The following is a 15,939-nucleotide window of genomic DNA, read 5'->3' as shown; positions in this document are numbered from 1 at the left end:
AAAAACCTCCAAGATGGAGGTTTTTTTATTGAACTTATTTATGAAAAATACGGGCTTTATCGCGCTGCCAATCACGGTCTTTTTCCGTTGCACGCTTGTCGTGAAGCTGTTTACCTTTTACTAGGGCGATTTCAAGTTTGGCATGAGGACCTTTCCAGTAACATGCCAAAGGCACACATGAATAACCTTTTTGGTTAATCGCACCTTGTAGTTTTTCAATTTCACGGCGGTTCAGCAATAATTTACGAGTACGTGTTGCTTCAGGCACCACATGTGTCGAAGCACTCAGTAAAGGTTGCACTTGAGCGCCGAATAAAAATGCTTCACCATTTTTAAACGTAATATAGCTCTCTACGATAGTCATACGACCCGCACGCATTGATTTGACTTCCCAGCCTTGTAATGAAAGACCCGCTTCAAATTTTTCTTCAATAAAATAATCGTGACGCGCACGCTTATTTAGGGCAATCGTACTGCTACTATTTTTTTTAACTACTGCTTTCGTCATAATCAAAAACTTCCAAACTTAGCACTATTGTACCCGAACTTTGAATAAGATGAAGTTTTTAAATTTACAAGCTGACTTCACCTATAAATCAAGATTTTGTTAAAATACCCATCTACAAAATAACAGAGTACAACTGGATGTCTAAAACTCGTGTAATTTATCCGGGCACATTCGATCCAATTACTAATGGTCATATCGACTTAGTGACACGTGCATCACGCATGTTTGACGAAGTTGTCGTGGCAATTGCAATTGGACATCACAAAAACCCTGTGTTTAGTCTGGAAGAACGTGTTGCACTAGCGCAAGAGTCTTTAAGTCATTTGTCAAATGTTGAGTTTGTAGGTTTTGATGGGCTGTTGGTCAACTTCTTTAACGAGCAAAAAGCAACAGCCGTGTTACGTGGTTTACGTGCAGTTTCAGATTTTGAATATGAATTTCAATTGGCAAATATGAATCGCCGTTTGGACAGTAAATTTGAAGCCGTGTTCTTAACCCCATCAGAGCAATATTCGTTTATTTCATCTACGCTCGTGCGTGAAATTGCACGTTTAAATGGTGATGTCACTCAGTTTGTACCACAAGCTGTTGTGGAAGCCTTTAAGCGTAAACAACAGCAAGGTTGGTAGAGTGTCTTTATATATCACTGATGAATGCATCAACTGCGATGTCTGTGAACCTGTATGCCCCAATGAGGCGATTTTCATGGGGGAACTCATTTATGAGATTAACCCTGATTTGTGTACAGAATGCGTTGGGCATCACGATAAACCGCAGTGTCAGTTGTTCTGTCCGGTGGACTGTATTCCATTGGATCCGGCACATCCTGAAACTCAGGAACAGCTTCAACAAAAGTACGAAAAACTAACTGCTCAAAAAACATCAAGCAATTAGTTGTCAGATTTGTTAGAATGCGCCCCGAAGTGAACCAGACGATCGCTGCTGTGTATAGGTCTCCGTGACTAAAGCAGGGGAGGAAAGTCCGGGCTTCATAGGGCAAGGTGCCAGGTAACGCCTGGGCGGTGTGAGCCGACGGAAAGTGCAGCAGAGAGTAGACCGCCTTCATTATGGTATCGAGCAATCGAAATCGGAGGTAAGGGTGAAAGGGTGCGGTAAGAGCGCACCGCGTGTCTGGTAACAGTTCACGGCATGGTAAACCCCACCGGAAGCAAGACCAAATAGGGATCCTTTAGGCATGGCCCATGCTGGATCCGGGTAGGTCGCTTGAGCGTATGAGTGATTGTACGCCTAGAGGAATGATCGTCCTCGACAGAACCCGGCTTATCGGTTCACTTCAACAAATTTTGATCAAATACGCGCATTATGGGCTTGACGATATTTAAATATCCCTCCATAATGCGCGCACAGTTTAAGGCTATGTAGCTCAGTTGGTTAGAGCACCGCACTCATAATGCGGGGGTCACAAGTTCAAGTCTCGTCATAGCCACCATATTCAAAAAAAGACCACTCCGATTGAGTGGTCTTTTTTTATGTCTCAATTTTCCAAATTTAAAAATTAACGGTAAATAAAACGACGCATGCCTGCACGTAAGGCAAATGCACCATGCATATATACGCCGCCGAGCCAATACGGCACATTATAAATATCTTCATGGCGATATTTGACTAATGCAAACTCTGCCAATAGTCCTTCAAAGAACATGCCGCCAATGGCAAGCATAATGGCTAATATCAGTAGCCATGTCCGCTCATAGCTAAATAACCAGCGAATAAAAAAGCTAATGTAAAAAATCCAACAAAGTGCTTCGGGATGAAAATTACCAAATCCGCTGAGTATATAGACTATGGCAAATAGTATTAGGCTCTCGACGAGGGGCGCAGTGCCGTCATGATGGCAACTGAGCTGGGTCATCACATAGTGTTTAAGTCGTTGTGTAAGTTGAATATAGCTATATGCCATGAAAGCAAAGGCAATAAAAAAGCCGGAGAATACCCACCAAGCCTGATGGAAAAATAATGGGTGGGGATAACTAAGCGTCTGAGTATAGACATGAATTGCATCGCAAAAAGTTGCGACGACTGCTGCCAGCAGGGCAAGTATAAATATGCCTGAGAATTGAGTGGTTCTCGTCATCATTCATCCTGAAAAGTGGTTTTTTTTATTTTGTGAGTTCTTTATAGAATGAATTTGGAGAAAAGGCTATGACAAGTTACGAGATGCTCATGTGTTAAATGTTAATTTATAGCGCTACTGCTATACTCAATACATAGTTAACTTGATGAATATAAATAGAAATGATGAATAACCAATTAAACTGGCCTAAAGATAATTTTGAGAATATTGAAACTGCATGGGAAGGTGATCTTTGGGATCGCCGCCGTTTAGGTGAACAACTCACCAATTATGTTGACCGCTTAAATTGTGGAGCTGTTCTTGCTTTGGATGCGCGTTGGGGTGAAGGTAAAACATGGTTTGTTCGCCATTGGGCAAAGCATTTGACGGATACTGAACATAATGTTGTTTATTTGGATGCGTTTGCAAATGATTATTTGGAAGATCCTTTTTTAACGATTGCCGCTGAAATAAGTCAAACTTTTAAAGAATCAAAAGAAATTGATGATAATGAAATTAAAGATTTTAATGCTATGACTGCTTCAGTTTTAATATCGTTGGCTGCTGTTATACCAATGATTGCAGCTAAAGCTGGGATGCATTTGATTGGCTTGGGTGGAGCTGGAGAAGCATTTAAAGAGGTATATGAAGAAGGAAAAGCGTTGTATGACACAGCAAGTGAGGAAATAGCTGCAAAAGTTAAGGAGAAAATCGAAAAGAAAATAGAGAATCATCAAGTTGAGAAACAAACAATTCATGACTTTAAGAGAGAACTTGCTGAATTAGCTGGAAAATTAGATAAACCTTTAGTTTTTATTATTGATGAGTTAGATCGTTGTCGGCCTGATTTTGCGATACGATTAATTGAAAGGATTAAACATTTCTTTGATATTCCTAAAATTGTTTTTGTTCTAGTGATGAATAAGCCTCAATTATTACAATCAGTCAAATCATACTATGGCTATGATTCAGAGATGAATGGAGATTATCTTGAAAAATTTGTGGATTTCACAATTCATCTGTCTAACGAGAGTGATATATATGATTTTGAAGAAGTCATTAAGTACCAGTTATTCAGAATTGGTGAGTTGAAATCCCTTGATGATAGGAATGAGTTATTTTATTGGTTATTGGGGCTGCAGTTAGATAAAAGATTAAATAGTCGAGAGTTAATAAAAAAGCTGAATAAATATGCGTTGTTGCGAACACACAATCAAAAGAAGAATTTAATATTACTTAGTTTGATCATAGGGCAGAATCCTTACACAAATTATCATATTTTTATTAGTTCAATTGTCAAAAAAATAAATGGATATTTATGTATTGATAAAAGCAATTTTATGCAAAGACATAATTTGAATACATGGGGTACTAATGGTGTTACTGGTATTGAAGAAGCAGAGTGGTATAGATTAATCTTGGAAAAAGATTTGGGAATTACAGATACATTAATTGATAAGATTCTTTCAGCTTATGATAGAGCTAAACAGAGTAAAGATCCTGAATATCAATTGATTAATGTATTGAAAGATGTATCAATCTCTGAGCTAGATCATTCAAATAATTTTATTAAAGATTGGCAGTCATATATAGATAAAGGGCTTTAAAAGATCATAGATTAAAATACTGAGCTAATTTCCCAATATCATCCGTCTGCAACTGTTCCCGCATCTTTAAAAACTGCTTTTCATCTAAGTCATAGAGCTTAAGGGAAAGCAGTTTTTTGATATCTTCTTCAGAAAAGCGATATTTAATAATTTTAGCAGGGACTCCGCCTACAACAGCATAAGGCGGTACATCTTTGGTTACCACCGCGCCTGTAGCCACCACAGCACCTTCACCGAGAGTCACACCTTGCATAATCATCGCACGTGAGCCGATCCAGCAGCCATCACCAATGATTGTATCACCCGCAGGGACAAAACTCCGTGTATCAAACGGAAAGGCTGAAATCCAGTCTGTTCGGTGGAGTTGGTTGCCGCCCATCATAATCACGCATTCTGCGCCAAAACAGACAAAATTACCGATATGTAGCTGGTCTATCGGCTTCTCAGTTGTTGCGGGTTTGTCGTGCAAATAACGCACCACACAGCGCTCAAAACCCTGATCCCAATATGCAGAATAATATGAATAATTACCTTTGATGTGAATATTTGGGTTCTTCACTGTTTTAGAGATGAACTCAAATTCACACCAATGATTGACAAGTGAATTAATCAATTTTTCAGACATAACTGGGATACAAAAATAGGGAATGTGCCATTATACCGAATAGATCTTTACGCTGGTGAACAATCCAATTCCACAAATGAACTGATGGCAAAACTAAGTTTTTAGGTGGTTTTAGATTGTTGAGGAATACGGGCAATGACCTTAATTTCAAAATCAAAACCCGCCAGCCAATTCACACCAATCGCTGTCCAGTTCGGATAAGGCTTTTGGGTAAATACCTGATTTTTGACTTTCATAATGCTTTCAAATTGCTGTTCAGGATCAGTATGAAAGGTGGTGACATCAACGATATCATCAAAAGTACAACCAGCAGCTGCCAATGTTGCAGCCAGGTTTTCAAAAGCCCGTTCTACCTGTTTCTCAAAATCAGGTTCAGGAGAACCATCCTCACGGCTACCAACCTGACCTGATACAAAGAGTAAATCTTCCGATTTGATGGCAGCCGAGTAACCATGCTGTTCATACAAAGCATGCCGATCTTGGGGAAATATTGCAGTTCTTGTCATGACTATTCTCGCTTAATGTTAAATTTAAAAAAATATTTTTAAAAACGGCATAAGTTTTTACATACGCTTCGTATGTAAACATAATTGACATACGGGCCGTATGTCAATTAAAATTTTGGTAAGGATGAGGTAAGCAAAGCAATGTCTGTTCGTGAAAAAAAAATGGCGGCAACCCGCAAGAAACTGATTGAAGTGGCACGTCGTGCATTTGCTGAGTATGGTTATGCAGACACGTCCATGGATAAACTCACGGCAGACGCGGGGCTGACCCGTGGCGCGCTGTACCATCATTTTGGCGACAAACGGGGCTTATTTGCTGCTGTGGTCGATCAAATTGATTCAGAAATGGCTTCATCTGCCCAGCAGCATCTGGAGCAGCCTGAAGATCTTTGGGAAGGGCTGATGCTTGAAGGGCAAGCCTATATTGAAAATGCTTTGAATCCTGAATTTCAGCGTATTGTACTGCGTGATGGGCCAGCTGTATTGGGAGATCCTGCACATTGGCCCAGTCAAAACAAATGTTTGCAGTCTACCCGTGAGTGCGTACAACAGTTATTGGCAGTAGATCGAATTAAAGCAGTAGATCCTGAAGCGGCTGCCGTATTTTTAAATGGCGCTGCCATGAATGCCGCACTTTGGGTCGCCTCCAGTGAGCATCCTGAACAGGCACTCCCAGAAGCATTACATGCCTTTCAAGTCTTTGCGTCAGGATTGTTAAAAGAAGGATAGAGTGGGGTTGTTGATAATCAATTGTCTGAATATAAAAAACCCCTCAAAAGAGGGGCTTAAAATTGCTTATCTTAATGAATTAAAGATATTCAACTTTAGAAATTTCATACTCAACTTCACCTTGTGGTGTGTTGATTTTTACATCGTCGCCTTCGTTTTTACCCAAAAGACCACGCGCAATTGGAGAGTTCACAGAGATTTTGTTGATTTTAAAATCTGCTTCGTCATCACCAACGATTTTATAAGTCTTTTGTTCTTCAGTATCTAAGTTTTCAATGGTCACTGTCACACCGAAAACCACACGGCCATTTTGCTCAAGTGATTTAACATCAATCACTTGGCAAGCACCCAGTTTACCTTCGATATCTTGGATACGGCCTTCACAGAAACCTTGTTGCTCGCGAGCAGCGTGGTATTCTGCGTTTTCTTTCAAATCCCCATGTTCACGCGCTTCAGCAATTGCTGCAGTAATACGTGGACGATCAACACTTTTAAGTTGCTGTAATTCTTTCTCTAGGGCAATTTTGCCTTCGGGAGTCATAGGATAACGTTGCATTGTTGTCCCTCATGTTTGTAAAAAGAAAAAATCAGTAAAATTTTTACTGACCTAGAAATGAAAAAAAGCCCGCCACCGAGAGGTGGCGGGACTTCTCGGTAACTTAATTAACCTTTAGTAAGGTCTTGTAAGCGGTATACATCCATTGGCAATTTGATTGCTAAAGCTTGGCATACTGCATCAGCACCGTTAAGGGTAGTTGTGTAATACACTTTACCTTGTAATGCAGAGCGGCGGATCGAGAATGAATCTTCTTGAGCCTGTTTGCCTTCAGTTGTATTGATAATGAGGTGAACTTCGCCATTTTTCAAGCGGTCTACGATATTAGGACGGCCTTCAGTCACTTTGTTCACACGTTCACATTCAATACCAGCATCTTTAATCACATCATAAGTACCGCCAGTAGCGATGACTTTGAAGCCAAGATCTGTTAGCTGTTTCGCAATACCAACAGCACGAGGCTTGTCAGAATGACGAACAGATAAGAATGCATGTTTTACTTCGCCTTCCGTTGGTAGGCCTGGTAAACGGTCATTAGAGCCTAACACAGCTTTATAGAACGCTTCACCAAATGTTTTGCCTACACCCATCACTTCGCCTGTAGATTTCATCTCAGGGCCAAGAATTGGGTCAACACCAGGGAATTTGTTGAATGGGAACACTGCTTCTTTTACAGAGAAGTGTTCAGGAATAATCTCTGTAGTGAATCCTTGAGATTCTAGAGATTGACCTGCCATACAACGCGCAGCAACTTTCGCTAAAGATTCACCAATGCACTTAGATACGAACGGAACAGTACGTGATGCACGTGGGTTCACTTCTAGAATGTATACGTCAGTGCCTTTAACAGCAAACTGTACGTTCATTAAACCAATTACGCCAAGCTCTTTTGCCATAGCGATGGTTTGACGACGCATTTCGTCCTGTACTTCTTGAGATAAAGAGTAAGGAGGAATAGAACATGCTGAGTCACCTGAGTGAATACCCGCTTGTTCGATATGCTGCATGATACCGCCGATCACAACGTCTTTACCGTCAGATACGCAGTCCACGTCAACTTCAATCGCATCGTCAAGGAAGTGGTCAAGAAGTACAGGCGCTTCGTTAGATGCTTGAACCGCATCACGTAAGTAACGTTTCAATTCTTCGTCGTTGTACACGATTTCCATCGCACGGCCACCAAGTACATAAGATGGACGTACCACAAGTGGGTAGCCAACTTTTGCTGCTTCAGCCATACCTTCTTCAGCAGATTTTACGATGCTGTTGTTTGGTTGACGAAGTTGTAGACGTTGAATCATTTGTTGGAAACGTTCACGGTCTTCTGCACGGTCAATCGCGTCAGGTGATGTACCAATAATTGGCGCACCAGCTTCTTCTAAAGCACGAGCCAATTTAAGCGGAGTTTGACCGCCGTACTGAACGATAATGCCTTTAGGCTTCTCGATACGCACGATTTCAAGTACATCTTCCAAAGTAATTGGTTCGAAGTACAAACGATCTGATGTGTCGTAATCTGTAGAAACCGTTTCAGGGTTACAGTTCACCATGATGGTTTCATAGCCGTCATCACGCATTGCAAGGGCAGCGTGTACACAGCAGTAATCGAACTCGATACCTTGACCAATACGGTTAGGACCACCACCGATGACCATGATTTTGTCACGGTTCGATGGGTTTGCTTCACATTCTTCATCGTAAGTTGAGTACATGTAAGCTGTATCAGATTCGAATTCAGCCGCACATGTATCTACACGTTTGTAAACTGGAGTTACGCCCAAGTTCCAGCGGTGTTTACGGAATTGTTTTTGTGAAATGCCCATCAAGTCCGCAATGCGAAGGTCAGATAAACCTTTGCGTTTGAACGAACGGATGTTGTCAGCGTTTAAGTCACCAAAACCTAAAGTTTTGATTTGGTTTTCAGTTTTGATGATGTCTTCGATTTGAATCAAGAACCAACGATCAATTTTGGTTGCTTCAAATACTTCATCAAGAGTGAAACCGTGACGGAATGCATCGCCTACGTACCAAATACGCTCTGGACCAGGCACTTTCAATTCAACAAGAATTTTCTCACGTGCGCCTTCAGTGCCCACAGCGATTTTTTCGTCAAAACCGCATGCGCCTACTTCAAGACCACGAAGCGCTTTAGACACAGATTCTTGGAAGTTACGGCCAATTGCCATGACTTCACCTACAGATTTCATCTGAGTCGTCAAAGTTGCGTCAGCTTGCGGGAATTTCTCGAAGTTGAAACGAGGAATCTTAGTTACAACATAGTCAATTGCAGGTTCGAAAGATGCAGGGGTTGTACCGCCAGTGATGTCGTTTTTCAACTCATCAAGGGTATAACCTACAGCCAATTTCGCCGCGATTTTAGCAATTGGGAAACCAGTTGCTTTAGAAGCAAGGGCAGATGAACGAGAAACACGTGGGTTCATCTCGATCACAACCATACGGCCGTCTTTCGGGTTGATACCGAACTGAACGTTAGAGCCGCCAGTTTCAACACCAATTTCACGAAGTACAGCTAAAGATGCATTACGTAGTAATTGGAATTCTTTGTCAGTCAATGTTTGCGCAGGAGCAACAGTGATTGAGTCACCTGTGTGCACGCCCATTGGGTCAAAGTTTTCGATGGTACATACAATGATACAGTTGTCGTTTTTGTCACGAACAACTTCCATTTCGTACTCTTTCCAACCAATTAAAGATTCATCGATCAATAATTGTTTAGTTGGAGAAAGATCGAAACCGCGTTCACAGATTTCAATGAATTCTTCTTTGTTATAAGCAATACCGCCGCCTGAACCACCCATCGTGAATGATGGACGGATAATGACAGGGAAGCCGAAACGTGCTTGAATTTCAAGTGCGTGTTCCATGCTTTCTGCAACGTCAGCGCGAGGGCATTCCAAACCGATTTTGCGCATCGCGATATCGAAAAGTTTACGGTCTTCCGCTTTTTCGATAGCTTCTTTCGTCGCGCCAATCAATTCAACATTGTATTTTTCTAAAATACCGTTGGCATCGAGTGCAAGGGCACAGTTCAATGCTGTTTGACCACCCATTGTCGGAAGAACTGCGTCTGGGCGTTCTTTCTCAATGATTGCAGCTACAGTTTGCCACGTAATCGGCTCGATGTAAGTTGCGTCTGCCATCGCAGGGTCTGTCATAATGGTCGCTGGGTTAGAGTTCACCAAAATAACACGGTAGCCTTCTTCACGAAGGGCTTTACATGCTTGCGCACCTGAGTAGTCAAACTCACATGCCTGACCGATCACAATCGGACCAGCACCAATAATTAAGATGCTTTTAATGTCTGTACGTTTAGCCATGATGCTTCCTTAATTACTTCTTAGATGCTTCGATAAGTTCGATGAAATGATCGAACAGTGGTGCGCAGTCATGTGGACCAGGGCTTGCTTCTGGGTGACCTTGGAAACTGAACGCAGGTTTGTCTGTACGATGAATCCCTTGAAGGGTTTGGTCGAACAGCGATTTGTGCGTAGCTTTCAAGTTTGCAGGAAGAGTTTCTGCATCCACTGCGAAGCCGTGGTTTTGAGAAGTAATCATCACTGTACCATTTTCTAAGTTTTGTACAGGATGGTTAGCACCGTGGTGACCGTGAGGCATTTTCACAGTTTTTGCACCTGATGCAAGTGCAAGAATTTGGTGACCTAAGCAAATACCGAATACAGGTACATTACGTGCGTCTTCTACAATTGTTTTTACAGCTTCAATTGCATAATCACATGCTGCTGGATCGCCGGGACCGTTCGATAAGAACACGCCATCTGGATTCAGCGCAAGTACATCAGCAGCAGGAGTTTGCGCAGGCACGACAGTCAATTTACAACCGCGGTCTGCGAGCATACGTAAGATGTTGGTTTTGACACCGTAATCGTATGCTACAACATGGAATTTAAGTTCTGGTTGAGCGAAACCTTTACCAAGCGCCCAAGAGCCTTCAGTCCACTCGAAACCGGTCGGATCACAGCATTCTTTTGCAAGGTCTAAACCATTAAGACCACCAAAAGCACGTGCTTTAGCTAACGCTTCTTCTTCAGTCGCGTTTTCACCAGCAAGGATACAACCGTTTTGCGCACCTTTTGATCGCAGAATACGCGTTAATTTACGAGTATCAATATCTGCGATAGCAACAACATTGTGTTGTTTAAGGTAATCACTTAGTGATTGCTCAGCACGGAAGTTGCTATGCAATAAAGGTAGGTCACGAATGATCAATCCGTTGGCCCATACTTTATGAATTCGACCTGACTCAGCGTCTTCATCATTACAACCTGTGTTACCGATATGTGGGTAAGTTAGGGTCACAAGTTGTTGTGCATAACTTGGGTCAGTCAAAATTTCTTGATAGCCAGTCATGGCAGTGTTGAAAACGACTTCACCAGTCGTACTACCCGATGCGCCAATTGAAGTACCTTTAAAAATAGTACCATCGGCAAGGGCTAAAATTGCTGGGGTGCTCAAACCAAAGCTCCTGAAATTTAGGCTGTAAAAAAGCGAGAAGACGAAAAAAAAGGAAGGCTGCTTAAAAACCTACCCTCCTTACATCTGCTCGCTTGAACTTAACACGGCATTATACGCAGAAAGCCACTGAAAGTCCATTGTAAATATTAGGAATAAAGCAGATAAAGCGCTTGCATTTTAGAATAAAGTTTGGTTTTGCAAAATCGTAGAAAAATGTAAGCAATTAATTATTGTCAGACAAATCATAAATTAAAATTTATCAATAAGCGCTATTGTGGTTCGGTCAGCAAAAACTACAGGTACAAAGTCATGGCAACACAACAAAAACAAACAGCGGCTAAATACTCCCTGAAAGAAGTCGTTATCGAAGGTGCTGAAAAGCTTGAACAAGTTGCAAAAGAAGCGAGTGTCCAAGCCACAGAAGCGGTCACTGAAAGCAAAGAAAAGATCGGAGCAGAGGCAAAGCAGTTGAATGCCAGTGTGCAAGATCAATTGCGTCAGTTGAAGCAAGATGTGTTGAATAAACTTGACCAGTTAAAAGTTCAGTTTGGTTCATCGCAAAAAGATTTTAGTGAACTCAAAGAATTTGTGAAAACTGAATTTAATACGGTTATCGATGACCTTTCAAAACTTGGAAAAGAGCTGAAAGAAGATGTCACTCAAATTTCGGGTAAACATAAAGAGCATTTAACGGAAACATTTAAACGTTCTAAGGAACATACTTTAGAAGCGTGGAAAAAAGTTTCACCACTGAAAGCTGAAGTTACGGATCAAACCACAGATCTTAAAAGTTAATTGTGAATGACATGAATTTTAATACGCTTAAGCTAAGTCTAGTCATTCCAGGGAGCTGGATTGGGTGAGAGCGAATTAAACTTCAAGTTAGCACTATGCATAAGGGAGCCGTTAATGGCTCCCTTATTGTGAATGGCACATTTAAGTCCAAAGCAGTTACTTAAAAATAGACAGGCAATAAAAAAGCAAAAGATCGTACTTTTGCTTTTTATCGAAGATCAAAACATTAAAAAGTTTAGAACTGATGTAGCCAATCACGTTTGTTGTGAAAGTCAGCATTTGGACTACTATGCTGCATGGCATAGTACTGTTCACCTTGAGGGGTTTTCAGTACTGCAGTTAGACCGATATAGAGATCTTCCCATTTAAGTTTGTACTTCAGCATAAATTCTGTCAGATCAAGACTGACATTTAAGCCATAGTGCGTCCGTTTCAACTGATTCAGTTCGATATCGTAAGCAGCTTGTGGCGGCATATCTTCTGGATAGCGATATTCTTCAAACTGGTAAACCTGCCAAGCTTGTGAAGGGGAGAGGTTGATTTCACGATAAAAGTCTTCATTGCGTACACCAATAAAAACTTCTAAGCAGGTCTGTTCCCACAAAAAATCGATTCGTGGGTGAGCTGATACCAATTCTGGCCATTGAATCAGTTGGTTTGGGTCTCGAATCCAATAACCCACATTTAAAGTATATGGGCTTTGTTGTTCGATAGCACCAACGACTGATACAGCCTGAAAGCGACGATCAAAGGCGCAGAGTTCGAAACTTGCCATAAATGCTTAGTTAGACAGGTGTGCGTAGCGAACAAGGTTAGACAGTTTTGCATTTTGTTTTGCCGCTTTACGGTAAATCAAAGCAATCTTACCAATCGTTTGAACAACTTCAGAACCTGAAACAGTCGCAATTTCAGTAATCATTGCAGCACGAGCTTCACGGTCTTCTGCCACAACTTTCACTTTAATTAACTCATGGTCGTTTAACGCACGGTTTAATTCTTCAACAACGCTTTCTGATAAGCCTTTGTCCGCAACCATTACAACTGGGTTTAGGGTGTGACCAATTTGACGTAAGCGTTTACGTTCTTGAATAGATAAAGCCGCCATAAATATAACCTAATTTTAAAAACGACCTAGTATAGCAAAATCAAAGTTGAAGCGCTGTATTTAATCGGCATTTTCTCGATGAAGATTATTGAAAAAAACATGATTTAAGATGCTTTTTAGATACACATGTCTACTGCAAAAGTGCTGAATTTCACGTACAATCAAGACTGAGAAGTTTTTTTTATTTAGAGAGTTATGGCTACCCGCATTACTAACCAGAAATTATCCAAAAGTAGTCGTGACTGGATGCGTGAGCATCTTGATGACCCCTTTGTGAAAAAAGCACAAAAGGAAGGATATCGTGCGCGTGCCGCTTATAAATTGCTTGAAATTCAAGAAAAATACAAATTGATCAAGCCAGGCATGACCGTTGTCGACTTAGGTGCTGCACCAGGTAGTTGGTCGCAAATTGCCGGTAAACTTGTTGGTGACAAAGGTTTGGTCATTGCTTCTGATATTTTACCAATGGATGCTTTACCCGATGTAACCTTCTTGCAAGGTGACTTTCGTGAACAAGAAGTGTTCGATGAATTGTTAAAAATTTTAGATGGACGTACTGTAGACGTTGTAATTTCAGATATGGCCCCCAATACATCAGGTAATAAGGCTGTAGATCAACCGCGTCAGATCTATCTTTGTGAATTAGCAATCGATTTTGCTCAAAAGGTTCTTGGACCAAATGGGCAGTTTGTTGTTAAAGTGTTCCAAGGTGTTGGATTTGATGAATACCGTAAGCAAGTTGTAGACACATTTGATGTGCTGAAAACAGCAAAACCGGCGGCTTCACGTGCTCGATCTAAAGAAGTGTTTTTAATCGGGCAGGGACGTAAGAAAGCTTTCAAGTAAAGTTTACTTGCCAACTCGTTAAAAATTGTGCATTTTGTACGTTTTTAAATTATTGCGAAGCTACTCTGCAGCGTAAGTATTAGAGTCACCCATGTAAATGGGATTGAACGAATTAGATAGAAATGGGAATAAAGCTTTGAGCGATCTTTTTAAGAATGCCGTGTTGTGGCTGGTTATCCTAGGCGTGCTGGTTTTAATCTTCAGCAACGTCAGTGACCGCAATCAACCGACCGCGATGAACTATTCTGAGTTCGTGGCAGCCGTAAATGCGGGTCAGATTAAACAAGTCACCATTGATGGCGAAAGAATTCGTGGCGAAAAATCAAACGGTTCTGAGTTTGAAAGTATCCGTCCTGCGGTTCAAGATCCTGAACTTATGCCGAACCTAATCAAGAACAATGTTGTTGTTGAAGGTACAGCGCCACAGCGTCAAAGTATTTTGATGCAACTTCTGATTGCAAGTTTCCCTGTTCTTTTAATCATTCTGTTATTCATGTTCTTTATGCGCAACATGGGTGGTGGAGCTGGTGGTAAGAATGGCCCAATGAGTTTTGGTAAGTCAAAAGCAAAAATGCTGTCTGAAGACCAAATCAAAGTGACATTTACTGATGTTGCGGGCTGTGATGAAGCTAAACAAGAAGTTGTTGAAATCGTTGACTTCCTAAAAGATCCATCTAAGTTCAAACGACTTGGTGCAAGCATTCCGAAAGGTGTGCTTATGGTTGGTCCTCCGGGTACAGGTAAAACTTTACTTGCTAAAGCGATTGCGGGTGAAGCGAAAGTACCGTTCTTTAGTATTTCGGGTTCTGACTTTGTTGAAATGTTCGTGGGTGTGGGTGCGTCTCGTGTCCGTGACATGTTTGAACAAGCAAAGCGTCATGCACCATGTATCATTTTCATCGATGAGATCGATGCCGTTGGTCGTCACCGTGGTTCAGGTACAGGTGGTGGTAATGATGAGCGTGAGCAAACATTAAACCAAATGTTGGTTGAAATGGATGGTTTTGAAGGCAACGAAGGTATTATCGTCATTGCTGCAACAAACCGTGCTGACGTATTGGATAAAGCTTTACTTCGTCCAGGTCGTTTTGACCGTCAAGTGATGGTATCTCTACCAGACATTAAAGGCCGTGAACAAATCCTGAATGTACATTTGAAAAAATTACCTTCTGTGACTGGTGTAGACGTGAAAGTTTTGGCACGTGGTACACCGGGCTTCTCGGGTGCTCAGTTGGCTAACCTTGTAAACGAAGCGGCACTGTTTGCTGCACGTCGTAACAAGAATACGGTCGATATGCATGACTTTGAAGATGCGAAAGACAAGCTTTACATGGGTCCTGAACGTAAATCGATGGTGATTCGTGAAGAAGAACGTCGTGCGACGGCTTATCATGAAGCAGGTCATGCGATTGTTGCTGAAATCTTGCCGGGTACAGACCCTGTGCATAAAGTGACAATTATGCCGCGTGGTTGGGCATTGGGTGTGACTTGGCAGTTGCCTGAACATGACCAAACCAGCCATTACAAAGACAAAATGTTGAATGAACTTTCAATTTTGTTTGGTGGTCGTATTGCAGAAGAAGTCTTCATTAACCAAATGTCGACTGGTGCTTCAAATGACTTTGAACGTGCAACGAAAATGGCACGAGCAATGGTTACTAAATACGGTATGTCCGATAAAATGGGTGTCATGGTTTACGAAGATGACTCACAGCAGTCATTCATGGGTGGTTTAGGAAGTCGTGTGATTTCTGAAGCAACTCAGCTTGAAGTTGACCGTGAAGTTCGCCGTATTTTAGATGAGCAATATAAAGTTGCTCGCGATATTCTTGAAAATAACAAAGATATCGCACATGCCATGGTGAAAGCATTGCTTGAATGGGAAACCATTGATCGTGATCAAATCCGTGACATTATGGAAGGTCGTGAACCTCAACCACCAAAAGTGTACATCGCTGAAAATCCAGTGATTGATGTTACACCAACGGATGGTCCAGATGTTCCACCACCATTACCGTCATTGCCAAAAGCATAAAATTTTAAAACCACCTTCGGGTGGTTTTTTTATATGAAAATAAATGCATGTGAGCGCAA

Annotated in this window: 16 protein-coding genes, 1 tRNA gene and 1 other RNA gene; 9 read left to right on the top strand and 9 right to left on the bottom strand. The window is 41.5% G+C overall.

From position 1 onward, the window contains the following. Positions 1-34: 34 nt before the first annotated feature. Positions 35-508: an SsrA-binding protein SmpB gene (smpB, locus tag FTU12_RS03305; protein ID WP_078191351.1), complete on the bottom strand. Its 474-nt coding sequence runs from the start codon at positions 506-508 to the stop codon at positions 35-37. A 137-nt stretch (positions 509-645) separates the two neighbouring features. Here smpB and coaD point away from each other — a divergent pair, with 137 nt between their 5' ends. The 4 genes from coaD to FTU12_RS03285 all read left to right on the top strand — a co-directional run bounded on the left by coaD (position 646) and on the right by FTU12_RS03285 (position 1,958). Then, positions 646-1,137, top strand: a complete 492-nt coding sequence (gene coaD / locus FTU12_RS03300; RefSeq protein ID WP_078191350.1) for a pantetheine-phosphate adenylyltransferase — start codon at positions 646-648, stop codon at positions 1,135-1,137. 1 nt (position 1,138) lies between these two features. Next, positions 1,139-1,402, top strand: coding sequence for a YfhL family 4Fe-4S dicluster ferredoxin (locus FTU12_RS03295; protein WP_078191349.1), 264 nt, complete (start codon positions 1,139-1,141; stop codon positions 1,400-1,402). A gap of 26 nt (positions 1,403-1,428) precedes the next feature. Beyond that, positions 1,429-1,808: RNase P RNA component class A (rnpB, locus tag FTU12_RS03290), an RNA gene on the top strand. A gap of 73 nt (positions 1,809-1,881) precedes the next feature. Then, a tRNA-Met gene (locus FTU12_RS03285) sits at positions 1,882-1,958 on the top strand. A 66-nt stretch (positions 1,959-2,024) separates the two neighbouring features. On the opposite strand, the gene FTU12_RS03280 is transcribed toward FTU12_RS03285, so the two are convergent. Beyond that, positions 2,025-2,603, bottom strand: coding sequence for a hypothetical protein (locus FTU12_RS03280; protein WP_180113745.1), 579 nt, complete (start codon positions 2,601-2,603; stop codon positions 2,025-2,027). Positions 2,604-2,764: 161 nt separating this feature from the next. On the opposite strand from FTU12_RS03280, the gene FTU12_RS03275 reads away from it, so the two are divergent. Next, the gene (locus tag FTU12_RS03275) at positions 2,765-4,189 is read left to right on the top strand and encodes a P-loop NTPase fold protein (protein WP_373684133.1); all 1,425 of its coding nucleotides are present in this window, start codon (positions 2,765-2,767) and stop codon (positions 4,187-4,189) included. A gap of 4 nt (positions 4,190-4,193) precedes the next feature. On the opposite strand, the gene FTU12_RS03270 is transcribed toward FTU12_RS03275, so the two are convergent. Both FTU12_RS03270 and FTU12_RS03265 read right to left on the bottom strand, forming a co-directional pair. Next, positions 4,194-4,814: a CatB-related O-acetyltransferase gene (locus FTU12_RS03270; RefSeq protein ID WP_180113744.1), complete on the bottom strand. Its 621-nt coding sequence runs from the start codon at positions 4,812-4,814 to the stop codon at positions 4,194-4,196. A 101-nt stretch (positions 4,815-4,915) separates the two neighbouring features. Further along, on the bottom strand, positions 4,916-5,320 hold the full coding sequence (locus FTU12_RS03265; RefSeq protein WP_078192166.1) for a RidA family protein: 405 nt from the start codon (positions 5,318-5,320) through the stop codon (positions 4,916-4,918). Positions 5,321-5,461: 141 nt separating this feature from the next. Here FTU12_RS03265 and FTU12_RS03260 point away from each other — a divergent pair, with 141 nt between their 5' ends. Then, positions 5,462-6,049 (top strand): TetR/AcrR family transcriptional regulator, encoded by a 588-nt coding sequence (locus FTU12_RS03260; RefSeq protein WP_180113743.1) that lies wholly within the window; start codon positions 5,462-5,464, stop codon positions 6,047-6,049. Between the two features lie 79 nt (positions 6,050-6,128). Here the strand turns inward: FTU12_RS03260 and greA are convergent, their stop codons facing one another. From greA to carA, 3 genes are all read right to left on the bottom strand, one after another. After that, entirely contained in the window at positions 6,129-6,605 is a 477-nt protein-coding gene (greA, locus tag FTU12_RS03255; RefSeq protein ID WP_078192164.1) for a transcription elongation factor GreA, read from the bottom strand. Between the two features lie 107 nt (positions 6,606-6,712). Further along, complete coding sequence (gene carB / locus FTU12_RS03250; RefSeq protein ID WP_180113742.1) at positions 6,713-9,943, bottom strand: carbamoyl-phosphate synthase large subunit; 3,231 nt, start codon at positions 9,941-9,943, stop codon at positions 6,713-6,715. Between the two features lie 13 nt (positions 9,944-9,956). Beyond that, complete coding sequence (carA, locus tag FTU12_RS03245) at positions 9,957-11,099, bottom strand: glutamine-hydrolyzing carbamoyl-phosphate synthase small subunit (RefSeq protein WP_078192162.1); 1,143 nt, start codon at positions 11,097-11,099, stop codon at positions 9,957-9,959. A 309-nt stretch (positions 11,100-11,408) separates the two neighbouring features. On the opposite strand from carA, the gene FTU12_RS03240 reads away from it, so the two are divergent. Continuing rightward, on the top strand, positions 11,409-11,894 hold the full coding sequence (locus FTU12_RS03240; protein WP_180113741.1) for a hypothetical protein: 486 nt from the start codon (positions 11,409-11,411) through the stop codon (positions 11,892-11,894). A 235-nt stretch (positions 11,895-12,129) separates the two neighbouring features. Here FTU12_RS03240 and FTU12_RS03235 read toward each other — a convergent pair whose 3' ends face one another. Then, on the bottom strand, positions 12,130-12,669 hold the full coding sequence (locus FTU12_RS03235) for a DOMON-like domain-containing protein (RefSeq protein WP_180113740.1): 540 nt from the start codon (positions 12,667-12,669) through the stop codon (positions 12,130-12,132). Positions 12,670-12,675: 6 nt separating this feature from the next. Next, complete coding sequence (locus FTU12_RS03230; protein ID WP_078191340.1) at positions 12,676-12,999, bottom strand: YhbY family RNA-binding protein; 324 nt, start codon at positions 12,997-12,999, stop codon at positions 12,676-12,678. A gap of 195 nt (positions 13,000-13,194) precedes the next feature. Between FTU12_RS03230 and rlmE the strand changes: the two genes are divergently transcribed. Together rlmE and ftsH are read left to right on the top strand one after the other, a co-directional pair. Further along, the gene (gene rlmE, locus FTU12_RS03225; protein WP_078192159.1) at positions 13,195-13,845 is read left to right on the top strand and encodes a 23S rRNA (uridine(2552)-2'-O)-methyltransferase RlmE; all 651 of its coding nucleotides are present in this window, start codon (positions 13,195-13,197) and stop codon (positions 13,843-13,845) included. Between the two features lie 136 nt (positions 13,846-13,981). Then, positions 13,982-15,880 (top strand): ATP-dependent zinc metalloprotease FtsH, encoded by a 1,899-nt coding sequence (gene ftsH, locus FTU12_RS03220; RefSeq protein ID WP_078191443.1) that lies wholly within the window; start codon positions 13,982-13,984, stop codon positions 15,878-15,880. Positions 15,881-15,939: the final 59 nt, after the last annotated feature.

The sequence above is a fragment of the Acinetobacter sp. YH12063 genome (genome assembly GCF_013419715.1).
In the GTDB taxonomy this organism is placed as follows: Bacteria; Pseudomonadota; Gammaproteobacteria; order Pseudomonadales; family Moraxellaceae; genus Acinetobacter; species Acinetobacter amyesii.
Note: the sequence above shows the minus strand (reverse complement) of the source record. Positions and strands in the feature narration are given on the sequence as shown.